The following is a 13,182-nucleotide window of genomic DNA, read 5'->3' on the forward strand; positions in this document are numbered from 1 at the left end:
GGAAGCAGAAGTGATGAAGAGGAGAATCAAGTGGATTGTATTAGTATTGATCATTATTGCAGCAGGTTATTTTGTATACAGCAAGATGTATAAAACCGAGGCACAGCTAGAACCTGTTGAACCGCCACAAGCGATAACTTTTGAAGTGACACAGGAAACCATCACGAACTCCGTTCAGGTCAAAGGAAATTCACAATATGAGCATGAAACGCTTGTATATGCACCGTATGCTTCAAAGGTAACCAAGTGGAAGGTTGAGAACGGTGGGCAAGTAAAGAAAGGGGATTTATTGTTTACCCTCGATCAGGAAGCCTTAAAGAATGAGATTGATACACAAGAGGCGACCACCCGAAAGGCTCAGCTAGAAGCAGAATTAAATGAATTTGTTAGTCAGCAGGATGCGGAGAATGCAGCCCTTGGAACAACAGAATCCGAACGTATAAAAGCACTCGCAGCTCAAGAAACAGCGCGGCTGGGGGATGAACTAAACCAAGTGAATGCTGATATACAGGCTCGTGAATTAAAAGAAAAGAAGGCTAAGCTTAAAACAGCGCTCTACCATGCTCCGGCATCTGGGGTTTTTCTATTCGATAGCGCGAGTGAAATTCCGCAAACAGTGACAGACAATCAATACATCGGAAAAATTGTAGATATGAACAAGCTTGAATTCATAGCTCTTGTTGGTGAACAAGATGTCTTCCGTATTAAGACGGGGATGAAGGTCGGTGTTAAAATGACAGCTTTAAAAGATTTAAAGCTATCTGGAGAAGTAACAAAGGTATCTAAATTTGCTAAGACTGCTTCGGGTCAGAATGCTACTGCTACTTCGGTTCCACAATTTGAAGTGGTAATCTCACTACAGCCTGACGAGCACTTGATTGGTGGACTAAGCTTGAGTGGAGAAATCGAGACTGTCCGCAAAGAAAATGCCATCGTTGTATCCAGCATCGCAGTAATGCATGAAGGAGATCTCTCCTACGTGATGCTGGATAAAGGCAATGGGGAATATGAACGAAGAGATATCAAAGTGGGCATGGAGACGGCAGACAAAACAGAGGCCGTCTCCGGGTTGAAAGTAGGAGATGTTGTTGTCCTTCAGTAAGGATTGAAATAGGCTAATCCTATTTCTCAATCGTAAGTCTCCAAGATTTAATATCTTTGTTTAGCTCGGTAAGGTCAGGAACCGGAACTGGCTCGTCGGATAGATTATATTTAGCTTTCAATGCTAAAATCCGATAGACGCTCTCATCAATCCGTGTTTCCTGTATCTTACCTTTTTTTACATTGTCCAGTAGTGAATCTATTACTCGTTGCTCATTATCATAGCCGTGTGCGATAAGTAAGATATCACTGCCTGCATTAACGGTATCTACCGCCGCATTGGCAAGGTTGTAATTCTTCATGATAGCACCCATAGTTAGATCATCTGTAATTACGAGTCCTTGATAATTCATTTCTCCACGAAGTAGTTCACCAATTATTTTACTTGATAGAGATGCTGGTTTATCAGGATCTAGTTTTGGAAACAAAATATGAGCGACCATAACGGCGTCTGTCCCCTCTTTAATCGCAGCTTGAAAAGGGAGCCATTCTAAATCTGCGAGCTCTTCAGCGGTCATATTCACAATCGGCAGATCAAGGTGGGAATCGACTGAAGTATCACCGTGACCAGGGAAATGTTTAACAACGGGCACAACACCTTCGCTCTCAATGCCCTTCATTTCGGAGATTCCTAGTGTACTGACTAGTTCAGCGGAGTTGCCAAAGGAACGATCTCCAATCACAGGATTATCTGGATTGCTATTGATATCAAGGACGGGAGCAAAGTTCATATTAAATCCGGCTGAAATCACTTCTCTTGCGAGCAGCTTGCCCATCATTTCGGCAGCGTTAGCATCATTACGGGTACCCACCGTTCCATTAGAGGGGAAAGAAGCATACTCCTTAGGCATCCGACTGACTTTTCCACCCTCCTGATCGATACTCATGAATAATGGGGCAGGATTACCGTTGTTACTCTCTTTCATGGAATTGACAAGGCTGATCATTCCCTTTAAGTCTTGAATATTATTCTTATAAAGGATGATTCCACCGACCTTGTCATCAGCAATCATCCTTTTTGCTTGATCATCTAGAACGGTTCCATCAATACCAACAAGAAGCATTTGTCCGATCTTCTCTTCGAGACTCATATTGGAAACCTGAAGAGCGATAGGATCACTCTCTGAGGTGGGAGCAGGTGTGGTACTGGAGACGGGTAATGGTATGGATTCGGCATTCGGCGAGTTTGTTACGACAGATTGGGAGCTATTACTGCTATTGGAGCAGCTAGTTATGAGAAGCATAGACAACATAGCTGAAGCTAGTAGGAGGCTGCCGGTGGATTTAGGTTTTAGGATGTTACGAGTAAGAATGGTCATCAGAAAAAGTCGTCCCTTCGTTGCTTATTTAGATGTCAAAAGGATGAATCCTTGCTGACTTAGGTACACGGTGATAAGATGAACTTAAATCTTTACATATTAAAATTGAATAATGAGGTGACGGTCAGATGAAAGATGGATTAGTAAACGCACTTAATGAACAGATGAATTTCGAGTTTTATTCCGCTCATGTTTATCTAGCTATGGCTGCCTATTGTTCCGGTGAAAGTCTGGATGGTTTTGCGAACTTTTTCTTGATTCAAGCAGAAGAAGAACGATTCCATGCCATGAAAATCTATAAGTTCCTTAATGATCGAGATAATCGGGCTACCCTTGAAGCATTACCAGAGCCGAAGAACGAGTACTCTTCGATGCTGGATACTTTTGAACATGCGTTCGCGCATGAACAACAAAACACGAAACGGTTCTATCATTTGGCTGACTTGGCACTGGATGAGCGTGAGCATGCAACGATCTATTTCTTGAAATGGTTTATTGACGAGCAAGTTGAAGAAGAAGCGCTCTTTAGCAACATTATTAGTAAACTGAAACGAATTGATAAAGATAGCAACGCCTTCTACATGCTGGATGCTGAATTTGCTGCACGAACTTTTACAGCTCCTGCTGAATAAGTTATTGAAGCCCCGAAGCCTGAGAAATCAGGCTTTTTTATTTTATAGAAGAAGGAAGTTTTATGGCAAGCAGCTTATTATCTGTCCGGATCATCAGCATTCCTCCAGTTTTAAGCGAAGGGGCAAAGTTACGGGAGCCGGTATTCACGGTGAAAATAGGCTTCAACGTCAACATGTCATAAGCATGAAATAGGCCATCTGATTGTCCGCTATAAACCACGTTTCCGAAAAGATCCGTCTGAACTACAGGATTCTCACCATTATTGAGGACTACGACCTGACCATTTCCAAGTTTGAGTGCGGATAACGTCCCTGTATCATAATTGGAATATAACATTCTTTGCATATGGACTTGGTTTAGAGGATAATCTTTCTCTTTAGCCATAGAGGTCCAGGTTTGAACTGGCTTACCTTCCGCTGAGTAATTCCAGAAATCATATTTCACAAGCTTTCTGCCCTGAAAAATATAGAAGTCATTTCCGTCCAAGAACGCGGTCCCATTTACACCACCAAATGTGAATGCTCCATCTTTATTCTCGGTATCTGTCCATTTATATAAACGTTCTCCTTTAAGTTCACCCGTCTTTACGTTGAATACAGAAACTTTAACATTACGATTTACAGTATCATCATCCATCATTAACGTATTGGTAATGGAGTAGAGAAGGCCATCCTTTACTGCTAGTGGCCACCATTGTCGGGTCTGGTCCCATAGTTTTTTGCCTGTCAGACTGTCATAAGCGGCAAGTCCGGTAGTTGTTAAAGCTCCCTGAGATAGATAACTCCGAATTACAACTCCATCAGTTTCCATAAGTTCAGTTAAGCCTGTAAAGTTACCGCTCTTCTCCTCAACCTTCCATTTGATCTTTCCACTGACGGCATCAACTGCTGCTAATTGCTCCTCTTGGGTAACATAAATGGTGGATCCTAAGCGCTGTATGTTTGTTGCTTTCGGTAGCGATAAGGAAGCTGACCATGCTTTTTTACCTGCTTCATTAACGGCATATAGGGAGCCACTTTGGGTCAGTCCGTAGATAAATCCATTACTGTACGTGAACAATGGGGCTAATGCACTTCCGAATTCCCACATTTTTTTACCTGTTGTAGCATTCAATGCGACTAATTTTTTATTCTGCTGCAAGGCAAAGACCTTCCCATTCTCCGCAAGTGCTGTAACGTCCTGCCCTGTGGTTCTATCTTCCTTTAAGATGGCGAGCGGTGATGACCATACAGGTACAAGAAGGGGTGCTTTGACTTCATTGTAGTAGGGATTACTTGTGCTTATGACTGCTTTTTCAGCAAAAATGACTGACATTGAAGCGCTGCTTGTTAATGGCAATGCAATACTTGCTACAGCTATCACTTTAATCATTCTCTTCTGCAAAGACTGAATCATAGTTCCACGCCCCTCTGAAATTTAGCTTACTATAATTAGACATTTAAATTAGCAAAAAGTTACTATTCCAATAGAACAAGCATAAACGCCTTCGGCGTTCTTATAAGGACGGTAAGCGTTTAAGCGAGAAATATAAAACTTAAAGTATAGTTACTAAACTTATACTTTCTTATATTTATGAAATAAAGTTGAACAGAGGCAAACTATGTTACGTTCCGCAAAACAGTTATGACCTAGCAACTCTATTTGACAGAGGGAACTATTACGCATCTTAGCAACACTGTTTCTCTAGACCCACCCGAATCTCTAAGTGTAGTATAGAACAATACTATTCTTTGGGGGTTCTTTTTTTTGGAAAATTACAACGACATCAAACAAGGCGAAAAAGGAGCTTGGCTAAGCATAGTTGCTTATATCTTCCTATCAGCCATCAAGCTGTTCATTGGTAAGGTTGCGGGATCACAAGCGTTGCTTGCAGACGGACTAAACAACAGCACTGATATTATTGCTTCTATCGCCGTACTAATCGGACTCAAGATTTCCAGAAGACCGCCGGATTCTAATCACAGCTACGGGCATTTCAGAGCGGAGACCGTAGCATCATTAATTGCCTCATTCATTATGATTGTGGTAGGACTTCAAGTGTTGTATCAGGGCGTGAACAAATTTATCCAACACGAACTAGAAAGTCCGGATCTTATAGCAGCCTGGACGGCAGTCGGTTGTGCTGTAGTAATGATGGGTGTGTATATGTATAACATTAGGCTCGCCCGCTCCATTAACAGTAACGCAATGCGGGCAGTAGCACTGGATAATCGATCAGATGCTTTAGTTAGTATAGGCGCTTTTGTCGGGATTGTGGCTTCCGGATTTGGAATTCCTTGGCTTGATCCGCTTACAGCGATTATTGTCGGCCTGATCATCTGCAAGACGGCATGGGATATCTTTAGCAAAGCAACACATGATTTAACGGACGGATTTGATGCGGAAGAGCTTGAACTGATGAAAGAAACCGTAGCTGAAATTGACGGAGTGCAATCCATTAAAGATATCAAAGCCCGCATCCATGGGAACAACGTGCTAGTGGATACAACCGTGTTAGTGGATTCCGAGCTAAGTGTGGTGCAGAGCCATGATATTACGGAAGAAATTGAAGAACAATTGAAAGACCGACACCAAGTTTCAAATGTACTTGTACACATTGAACCGGTACTGAAGTAGAGATGGACACAGAAGTGCGGCTTATATCTGGATATATGGAGTTTCGCCTGTGATGTTGTTAATAGATCTTTTGTGCGGAAAGGTAGCGAATTAGTTGTATTTATCGATATGTAAATTTCAGGAAATTGGATGGTGATTTCGTGATTGAGTGGAAGGATTCTTATGATAAGGGAGTCTCAATTCTCTCAACCATTAACCTTAACCGTACGTAACCGATTGGCTTCTGAATCACATTAATAAATGCGATAAGCTAATAGGTGAATGTATGGCCACACGTGAAAGAGCAGTATAACTGTAAACCTCCAACGAAGATGCCGACGGGCATTTTCTTTTTTTTTGACGGGGAATGTTGTAAGGGAGTGCGTGTGAATATTCCCTCCGTTTTCCGAAGACATCATTGCAATTTATACTGGGTTAACGGTTTGTGTTATGATTTGAGTTATGAAGTATAGAGTCAGTATGGTAAAGGGGAGAGGAACGATGAAAACATTACGCATGTTAGCTTCAGGGTTTGCAATGCTACTAATACTGGGCCTAGTAAATTTGTACATTGGGTATCACGTTTGGCTGCTTGTTCATGAATGGTTTTCGGGTGCTTCCTCCGGTTTGTTCTGGACATTATTCGTGCTTGTTGCATTTGCGTATGTTGTCGGAATGATACCATGGCCTAAAATAATGAAACCATTAGCCAGATTCTTTAAAGTGATTGGATCGTATTATCTAGCTTGCATGGAATTTGCTATTATCATGTTGCCTTTAGCGGACCTGTTATATGTGCTACTCGGATGGATGGGAGTTGATCGCTCGCTCTACATCTCTGAAGCGGGAGGTACACTACTGATAATACTAATTGTTTTTCTAGTCTGGGGTTCGATCAATGCTTGGAGTACAGTTATCCGTACGCATCCCATTCCCATCGATAAATCCATCGGAACCAGTACGCCATTAACCATCGCGGTTGCTTCTGATTTGCATTTAGGAAATATCGTGGGCAATCGGCATCTCAAAAAAATGGTAGCACAAATGAACGCTATGAAACCTGATGTAATTTTGCTGGCTGGGGATGTACTTGACGATAGTATAGAGCCTTTTATTCGTAATAGTATGAGTGAACAGCTGAAACAATTAAAAGCACGTTATGGTGTCTACGCAGTGCTGGGCAATCACGAATATTATGGTGGTTCGATTAAGGAATATACCGATTTGATGAGTAGCATAGGCATTAAAGTCCTACAGGATGAGGTTGAAGAAGTGGCAGGAACGTATATTGTAGGTCGAAAAGATAAGACTGCTGAGAATATGGAAGCCGGTGGTAGAATGAGCGTAAGCTCGTTATTGGATGGCCTCGATCTGATGCGTCCTGTGATAATGATGGATCATCAGCCTACCGGTTTCGATGTCGCAGCTCAGGAAGGGGTAGATATTCTGCTCTCCGGTCATACGCACCGTGGACAGATTGCTCCAAATCACTGGATCACCAAACGTTTATTCGAACTGGACTGGGGATACCTCCGCAAGGATAACTTGCATGTAGTTGTCTCCTCTGGATACGGGACATGGGGACCTCCGATTCGTTTAGCCAGCCGTTCGGAGATCATTAAGCTTGAGGTGATGTTAGAAGGTACTAAACAATACAGCGAAGAAGCCGTATCCACAAAGACGGTATTAATCTAACAGAGTGAATAAATGATATGAGGCTGCCCTAATCCGTAGAATTTTCTGCGAGATGAGGCAGTTTCTTTTTCTTTGACAATTAGAAGAGCTTGTAATAGGGTTTAAAATAGTTAAGCACTTAACTAAAATGGAGTTGAAAAATCTATAATGGATCATTTACAACCATTCGTATTGAATCAGCCGCTGCATACTCAGGCATTTTCACTTTAGTTGATGCTACTGCAAGCTTGGTTGCTGTCTCTGATAAATATTGGCAGTCTAAAGGATTAAATGGCGCAAGAATTCTTCTTGGTGGAGATATCTAAAGAGGGAGGAACGATTCTACCCTCTACACTGGCTCACAATATTGGTGTCACAAAAGCTAATATTAGTCTGTTGCTGATACCACTAGAGAAGGATGGTTTGATAACCCGTTCGAATTATACTCAGGATGGTAGAAAAAGCATCATTTCGATCACGGGTGAAGGTCAGCATTTACTCCTAGAGCATCTTCACGGAAATCGTCAAGCGATCGCTGAACGTATGCAGGGTCTGGATGAACAAGAGCTTCAACAACTCATCGTTTTATTAGAAAAGCTTGGCAATGGCTAGCTAACATGTTGCAGTCTCGAATACGAGGAACAGAAAGGCTGGAGTGTTATATCAATTATGGTTACTGGGGCTACAGGTCAATTAGGAAGTTTGATTATGGAAAATCTTCTACAGTTTGTTCCGGCAGATCAGATTATCGCATGTGTTCGTGATCCAGAGAGAGCAAATGATCTTTTGGAAAAAGGGTTTTAGATTCGTTTTGGCGTACGCAATGCTTTGTATATGGATTTTGTAGATGCATTAGGTCTGAAAGAGGCTATCCAAAGCGGTGAGCTAATCACCTATCCAGGGAACTGGTTATTTAATTCTGTCACACGTAAGGATCTCGCCTTAGCTATGGCAGTAGTACCATGATAACCAGATTTATGAACTAACCTCACCACGTCCTTGGGATTTCAGTGAACTTGTGGAGGTATTATCAGAGCTATCGGGAAAAAGAATTGTTCATCGGCAGGATTCAAGTATTCAGCACTGGCTGTATTCATTTCTCTCGAAAATAGATACAGCCTCTACTTCAAAAGATCTGGAGGAACTAATGGGGCGCCCTGTTAGTTCTTTGAAGGAAAGTATACTCCCTTTCCTTCAGGCTTAAACAATAATCCTGAATAATACAACTATATAGTGGTTCGATCCAAAGTAAGTAAATAATTGTATTTACTAGCATGTTTTAATTCATCCAAAATAATCCCATATACAGTATCACGATATACTCCAACAGGCAGACCAAACCATATTTTGCGATACTTTTCGACTGCAGCCAGTTCACCTTGGAGTGCTTTTTCTAATCCTTCTTCATAGGAACTGATCCGTTGATATTGCTCACTACTAATCCCAGTGATATCTTGACCCGTAATTTCTTTGAACATCCCGCGGAACATGAAATTGTGACCCCGTTCGTCATCTCGTATAGAAGTGATAATGGAGGCTTGCTCGGAGTTCGGGGCTAGTTTGATAATTTCATCATAGAAAAGCTCATCATTTCGTTCACCTTGCACAGCTTCTTTGATTAAATTTAATGCTTGTGGAAGAGAGGTTGCCCATATAGGTTTGAAATCAGATCTATTCTGAGATAAGGGTGTCCAATACATTTCTTATTAACCTCCTGATTAGTTCATTATAATTAGGAGTAGTATATGTACGATTGCCCAAAATGGTCTCTTTTGGGCCTTTAGTTGTTCTAACCCTTTAAAGTTGATACTATGGGTTCATCCGTAATTCAGGGAGTGTAAACGATGAAGAAGATATTAGTAGCCGATGACGACGGTAATATTCGTACGTTATTAAGACATGTATTAACAAGGGAAGGTTATCAAGTCATGGAGGCCAGCGATGGTCGGGACGCGAAACTTAAATTGAAAGAGACTATTGCAGATTTAGCTGTAGTGGATGTGATGATGCCACATGTAGATGGATTAGAGCTATGCCAGCATATACGAGAAACGTATGATATTCCGATTATTTTATTAACGGCCCGGCAGCAACTTAGTGATAAAGAGCAAGGTTATTTGCGGGGTACGGATGATTATGTAACGAAACCGTTTGAGCCAGAAGAATTGCTGTTTCGGATAAAAGCTTTATTTCGTCGTTATTCTATAGCTTCGGATGATCGGATTCGCTTGAATTCACTCGTCATCGATCGTAAAAATTATGAGATCACTGATGGAGACGAAATTATTTTGCTACCTGTAAAGGAATTTGAGCTACTGGCACAACTAGCGCAATATCCCGGCCGACTGTACACACGCAGTGAGTTGATTGAACTTGTGTGGGGAATGGATTATGAAGGCGATGAACGAACGGTGGATGTACATATCAAGCGATTGCGTCAGAGATTTTTGGATTATCAAAATGACTTCACGATTCGGACGGTACGGGGAATCGGTTATAAATTGGAGATGGTGAACTCGTGAAGTCCTTGTATGTGAGGATGTGTATTCTTTTTTGTTCAGCGATTGTTGTGAGCAGTCTTCTCGGTTTCTTGGTGTCTAATATCTATTACCAAGCTCAGATTAAGTCGCAGAATGATGCCAAGCTTACGGGGATGGCTATTGAAATCCAGCAGTTTTCGGAGTCGCACCCGGATGCTATGGAAGATTATCTGCGAAGCGTAGCGAAATTGGGTTACAAAATCTATTTAACCGATACAGAAGGTCAATCCCGATTCTACGGCAAGCCATTTCGGAAAGAGGATTTGGATAAGCGGCAGTTAGAGAAGGTCCTGAATGGACAAGTGTACCATGGGGTTGCGGAGTTTCCTGTTAGTGCATTTATTACAGGATTCTTTGACAATCAATTAAGTAATACGATAGGTGTACCTGTTGAAGTCAATAACGAGACTTATGCGTTATTCATGCGTCCGGATGCAGAAGTTCAGTTTGGTGAGCTGCGCGTGTTTTTTGCTATCATCATCGGGTTTACCGTACTGTTCAGTCTAGGATTTGTAATGATTAGTGTTCTGCATGTGGTTCAGCCAATTATACGATTAACTACGGCCACTAAGCGGATTTCAAAGGGCAGATACGACATTAATCTGAATACTTGGCGTCGTGATGAGATTGGTCAGTTAGCCTCACACTTCATGATTATGAGTCGTGAGCTGGAACGAACAAATCGTGCTCGACAGGAATTTGTTGCTAATGTATCGCATGAAATCGAATCACCATTAACTTCTATTCAAGGATTTGCCCAAACCCTTAAAGATTCTTCTTTACCAGAGGATGAACGGATACAGTATCTCAATATTATTGACCAAGAAAGCCATCGTCTTTCGATGCTTAGCAAACAGCTGCTAACGTTATCTTCCCTTGATTATGATCCGAACTCCTTGCAGAAGAAATCCATAGACTTGCGGGCACAGCTTCGGCAGGTTGTGCAAATTATGGAGTGGAGATTAACGGAGAAGCAATTGGCTGTAAGGCTGAATCTTGCTGATATCAGAGTACATGGCGATTCCAATCTATTGTATCAGGTGTGGATGAACCTCATTACCAATGCCATAAAATATACACCCGCTGAGGGGTCCATTATGATTTCCGCTAAGCTGGATGAGCAGAACTGTGTGGTAACCGTTTCGGATACAGGGGAAGGAATTCCAGCCGAGGAACTACCACTGATATTTGATCGTTTTTATAAAGTAGACCGTGCACGTACACGAGAAACACATAGTAGCGGACTTGGTCTAGCGATTACTCAAAAAATTGTAGAGACGCATAACGGAACTATAGAAGTATCCAGCACAGTAGGGAAAGGCACGACCTTTATAGTAACTCTTCCGCTTTTGTAACTGGTTATTCATACTCCGTTCATTTTCATCTTCTAAACTGTGACTATACAGATTAGAAGGAGTGGTAATATGTTTTTAGCCTTGAGGGAAATGCGACATTCTAAAGCCAGATACCTGTTAATTATGGTTATCATGTTATTGGTTTCCTTTCTTGTACTTTTCGTAACGGGTCTGGCTAGAGGATTAGCGTATGCTAATATCTCAGCAATAGAGAATATGCCGGCAAACTATTACGTGGTGCAGAAGGATGCGGATCAGACGTTTAGACGCTCTCAGTTAACGGATTCGGAGCTCAAGAGTGTTCGAGCAGTAGTAGGAGACAATAATGCTTCCTCACTCGCTCTACAAATGAGCACAGTGACTGCGAACGATTCGGATACTAAGGCAGACATTACTTTTTTTGCAGTAGATATGAATGGTTTGCTGGCTCCAAAAGTGATTGAAGGTAACAAGATTACGAATGACACGCAGGGAAGTGTCGTCGTTGATCGTGACTTGGAGCAGTCGGGCATTAAGATTGGCAGTACGATCCGAGATCAGGCAACTGGGAAGGAATTTAAAGTTACAGGATATGTTGAGAATAGCTCATACAGCCATACCCCAGTAGTCTATATCAACAATAAAGATTGGCAGGAAATGAGACAAGGCGTTAATCAAGGTAATGAGGCTACATCAACGGTACCTTTTAATGTAATTGCGCTTAATGCAAATGCTGGGCAAGTGGATAAGATCTCAGCTAATACAAAAGATGTAGAGGTTATTACGCAAAAAGTAGCAATCTCCAATATTCCGGGTTATTCGTCAGAGCAAGGTTCACTGCTTATGATGATTGTCTTCCTGTTTGTAATCGCTGGGTTTGTTCTGGCTGTATTCTTCTACGTCATTACGATTCAGAAAACAAGCCAGTTTGGCATTCTGAAGGCTATGGGTACAAAAATGTCTTACTTAGCTTGGAGCGTAGTTGGACAGGTTATGATTTTGGCCATTGCAAGTCTTAGCATTAGCTTGCTACTAACCTTTGGAATGAATCAGGTTCTGCCAGACACCATGCCATTCCAACTGGAACCTTCAACGATTCTATTAACCAGCTGTTTGTTCGTTGGGATGTCTCTTTTAGGATCACTCATTTCTGTCGCTAAAGTGGCTAAAGTAGATGCATTAGAAGCAATTGGGAGGGCTGGAGCATGAGTGCGAAATTATTGATGAAGCAAGTGACCAAGACCTACGGAGACGGCGATACAACGGTATCTGTTCTGAACAATTTGAATCTTATAGTCAATGAAGGGGAATTCGTTGCTGTCCTTGGACCTTCGGGAACAGGGAAGAGTACATTCCTCTCAGCAGCTGGTGCGCTTCTTACGCCAACCAGTGGTGAGATTTTCATAGACGGAGAATCTCTTACAGATAAAAGTAAAAGTGAGCTGACCGAGCTACGATTAGAGAAGATAGGCTTTATGTTCCAAAGCGCACAGTTATTGCCTTACTTGAAGGTAGAGGAGCAGCTTCTCTTTGTAGCTAAACAGGGGAAGATGAGTTCTAAAGAAGCGAAGGAACGGGCAGCTGATTTGATGAAGCGGCTTGATATCTGGAAACGTCGAAACCATTATCCTGAACAGCTATCTGGCGGAGAGAAGCAACGTGTAGCTATCGCAAGAGCTTGGATGAATAAACCCGCAATCTTGTTTGCAGATGAACCAACAGCAAGTTTAGATTTCAAACGAGGTAGAGAAGTCGTGCGAATGATTGCTGACGAAGTAAAGAATGAAGGTAAGGCTGCGGTAATGGTTACTCATGATGAACGGATGCTCGAATGGTGTGACCGCGTTCTGCATCTGGAAGATGGACATTTGGTTGAACACTAATTAAGCAAAATATAGTAAGAAAAAAACTACTTGTCTCTACTAGAGACAAGTAGTCAGGCTGTCGAGAAAGTCTCGACAGCCTTCTTTATGTCTTAATAATTTC

General features: G+C 41.9%; 15 protein-coding genes. 12 read left to right on the forward strand and 3 right to left on the reverse strand.

Translation table 11 applies throughout. From position 1 onward, the window contains the following. Positions 1–13: 13 nt before the first annotated feature. Complete coding sequence (locus tag MHH52_RS13045) at positions 14–1,102, forward strand: efflux RND transporter periplasmic adaptor subunit (protein ID WP_340009042.1); 1,089 nt, start codon at positions 14–16, stop codon at positions 1,100–1,102. Between the two features lie 19 nt (positions 1,103–1,121). Here MHH52_RS13045 and nagZ read toward each other — a convergent pair whose 3' ends face one another. Then, entirely contained in the window at positions 1,122–2,192 is a 1,071-nt protein-coding gene (gene nagZ, locus MHH52_RS13050) for a beta-N-acetylhexosaminidase (RefSeq protein ID WP_340009044.1), read from the reverse strand. A 49-nt stretch (positions 2,193–2,241) separates the two neighbouring features. On the opposite strand from nagZ, the gene MHH52_RS13055 reads away from it, so the two are divergent. Together MHH52_RS13055 and MHH52_RS13060 are read left to right on the forward strand one after the other, a co-directional pair. Then, positions 2,242–2,478, forward strand: a complete 237-nt coding sequence (locus MHH52_RS13055; protein ID WP_340009046.1) for a hypothetical protein — start codon at positions 2,242–2,244, stop codon at positions 2,476–2,478. 70 nt (positions 2,479–2,548) lie between these two features. Next, complete coding sequence (locus MHH52_RS13060) at positions 2,549–3,052, forward strand: ferritin (protein WP_340009048.1); 504 nt, start codon at positions 2,549–2,551, stop codon at positions 3,050–3,052. A 37-nt stretch (positions 3,053–3,089) separates the two neighbouring features. On the opposite strand, the gene MHH52_RS13065 is transcribed toward MHH52_RS13060, so the two are convergent. Beyond that, positions 3,090–4,448 (reverse strand): PQQ-binding-like beta-propeller repeat protein, encoded by a 1,359-nt coding sequence (locus tag MHH52_RS13065; protein WP_340009050.1) that lies wholly within the window; start codon positions 4,446–4,448, stop codon positions 3,090–3,092. A 351-nt stretch (positions 4,449–4,799) separates the two neighbouring features. Here MHH52_RS13065 and MHH52_RS13070 point away from each other — a divergent pair, with 351 nt between their 5' ends. From MHH52_RS13070 to MHH52_RS13090, 5 genes are all read left to right on the forward strand, one after another. Beyond that, positions 4,800–5,669 carry a cation diffusion facilitator family transporter gene (locus tag MHH52_RS13070; RefSeq protein WP_340009052.1) on the forward strand — a complete coding sequence of 290 codons (870 nt, stop codon included), beginning with the start codon at positions 4,800–4,802 and terminating at the stop codon, positions 5,667–5,669. A gap of 480 nt (positions 5,670–6,149) precedes the next feature. Further along, complete coding sequence (locus MHH52_RS13075) at positions 6,150–7,343, forward strand: metallophosphoesterase (RefSeq protein WP_340009054.1); 1,194 nt, start codon at positions 6,150–6,152, stop codon at positions 7,341–7,343. A 270-nt stretch (positions 7,344–7,613) separates the two neighbouring features. Next, a complete protein-coding gene (locus MHH52_RS13080; protein WP_340009056.1) occupies positions 7,614–7,934 on the forward strand; it encodes a MarR family transcriptional regulator in 321 nt (106 codons plus the stop codon). Positions 7,935–8,030: 96 nt separating this feature from the next. Then, positions 8,031–8,126, forward strand: coding sequence for a hypothetical protein (locus tag MHH52_RS13085; protein ID WP_340009057.1), 96 nt, complete (start codon positions 8,031–8,033; stop codon positions 8,124–8,126). Between the two features lie 30 nt (positions 8,127–8,156). Next, positions 8,157–8,288, forward strand: coding sequence for a hypothetical protein (locus MHH52_RS13090; protein ID WP_340009058.1), 132 nt, complete (start codon positions 8,157–8,159; stop codon positions 8,286–8,288). Positions 8,289–8,548: 260 nt separating this feature from the next. Here MHH52_RS13090 and MHH52_RS13095 read toward each other — a convergent pair whose 3' ends face one another. After that, positions 8,549–9,022 (reverse strand): ferritin-like domain-containing protein, encoded by a 474-nt coding sequence (locus MHH52_RS13095; protein ID WP_313641008.1) that lies wholly within the window; start codon positions 9,020–9,022, stop codon positions 8,549–8,551. Positions 9,023–9,166: 144 nt separating this feature from the next. Here MHH52_RS13095 and MHH52_RS13100 point away from each other — a divergent pair, with 144 nt between their 5' ends. From MHH52_RS13100 to MHH52_RS13115, 4 genes are all read left to right on the forward strand, one after another. After that, positions 9,167–9,844, forward strand: a complete 678-nt coding sequence (locus tag MHH52_RS13100; protein WP_340009059.1) for a response regulator transcription factor — start codon at positions 9,167–9,169, stop codon at positions 9,842–9,844. Positions 9,845–9,915: 71 nt separating this feature from the next. After that, complete coding sequence (locus MHH52_RS13105; RefSeq protein ID WP_340009060.1) at positions 9,916–11,217, forward strand: HAMP domain-containing sensor histidine kinase; 1,302 nt, start codon at positions 9,916–9,918, stop codon at positions 11,215–11,217. Positions 11,218–11,340: 123 nt separating this feature from the next. Then, entirely contained in the window at positions 11,341–12,405 is a 1,065-nt protein-coding gene (locus MHH52_RS13110) for an ABC transporter permease (protein WP_340009062.1), read from the forward strand. After that, positions 12,402–13,079, forward strand: a complete 678-nt coding sequence (locus tag MHH52_RS13115) for an ABC transporter ATP-binding protein (RefSeq protein ID WP_340009064.1) — start codon at positions 12,402–12,404, stop codon at positions 13,077–13,079. Before MHH52_RS13110 ends, MHH52_RS13115 begins: the two co-directional genes overlap by 4 nt. Positions 13,080–13,182: the final 103 nt, after the last annotated feature.

It is taken from the genome of Paenibacillus sp. FSL K6-0276 (assembly GCF_037977235.1).
GTDB lineage: Bacteria > Bacillota > Bacilli > Paenibacillales > Paenibacillaceae > Paenibacillus_AQ.

Excerpts from the sequence above, each read along its gene's own strand:
- MHH52_RS13045 (WP_340009042.1), top strand. The coding sequence starts at position 14 with ATGAAGAGGAGAATCAAGTGGATTGTATTAGTATTGATCATTATTGCA.
- nagZ (WP_340009044.1), bottom strand. The coding sequence starts at position 2,192 with ATGAGTCTCGAAGAGAAGATCGGACAAATGCTTCTTGTTGGTATTGAT.
- MHH52_RS13060 (WP_340009048.1), top strand. The coding sequence starts at position 2,549 with ATGAAAGATGGATTAGTAAACGCACTTAATGAACAGATGAATTTCGAG.
- MHH52_RS13065 (WP_340009050.1), bottom strand. The coding sequence starts at position 4,448 with ATGATTCAGTCTTTGCAGAAGAGAATGATTAAAGTGATAGCTGTAGCA.
- MHH52_RS13075 (WP_340009054.1), top strand. The coding sequence starts at position 6,150 with ATGAAAACATTACGCATGTTAGCTTCAGGGTTTGCAATGCTACTAATA.
- MHH52_RS13080 (WP_340009056.1), top strand. The coding sequence starts at position 7,614 with ATGGCGCAAGAATTCTTCTTGGTGGAGATATCTAAAGAGGGAGGAACG.
- MHH52_RS13085 (WP_340009057.1), top strand. The coding sequence starts at position 8,031 with ATGGAAAATCTTCTACAGTTTGTTCCGGCAGATCAGATTATCGCATGT.
- MHH52_RS13090 (WP_340009058.1), top strand. The coding sequence starts at position 8,157 with ATGGATTTTGTAGATGCATTAGGTCTGAAAGAGGCTATCCAAAGCGGT.
- MHH52_RS13095 (WP_313641008.1), bottom strand. The coding sequence starts at position 9,022 with ATGTATTGGACACCCTTATCTCAGAATAGATCTGATTTCAAACCTATA.
- MHH52_RS13100 (WP_340009059.1), top strand. The coding sequence starts at position 9,167 with ATGAAGAAGATATTAGTAGCCGATGACGACGGTAATATTCGTACGTTA.
- MHH52_RS13110 (WP_340009062.1), top strand. The coding sequence starts at position 11,341 with ATGGTTATCATGTTATTGGTTTCCTTTCTTGTACTTTTCGTAACGGGT.
- MHH52_RS13115 (WP_340009064.1), top strand. The coding sequence starts at position 12,402 with ATGAGTGCGAAATTATTGATGAAGCAAGTGACCAAGACCTACGGAGAC.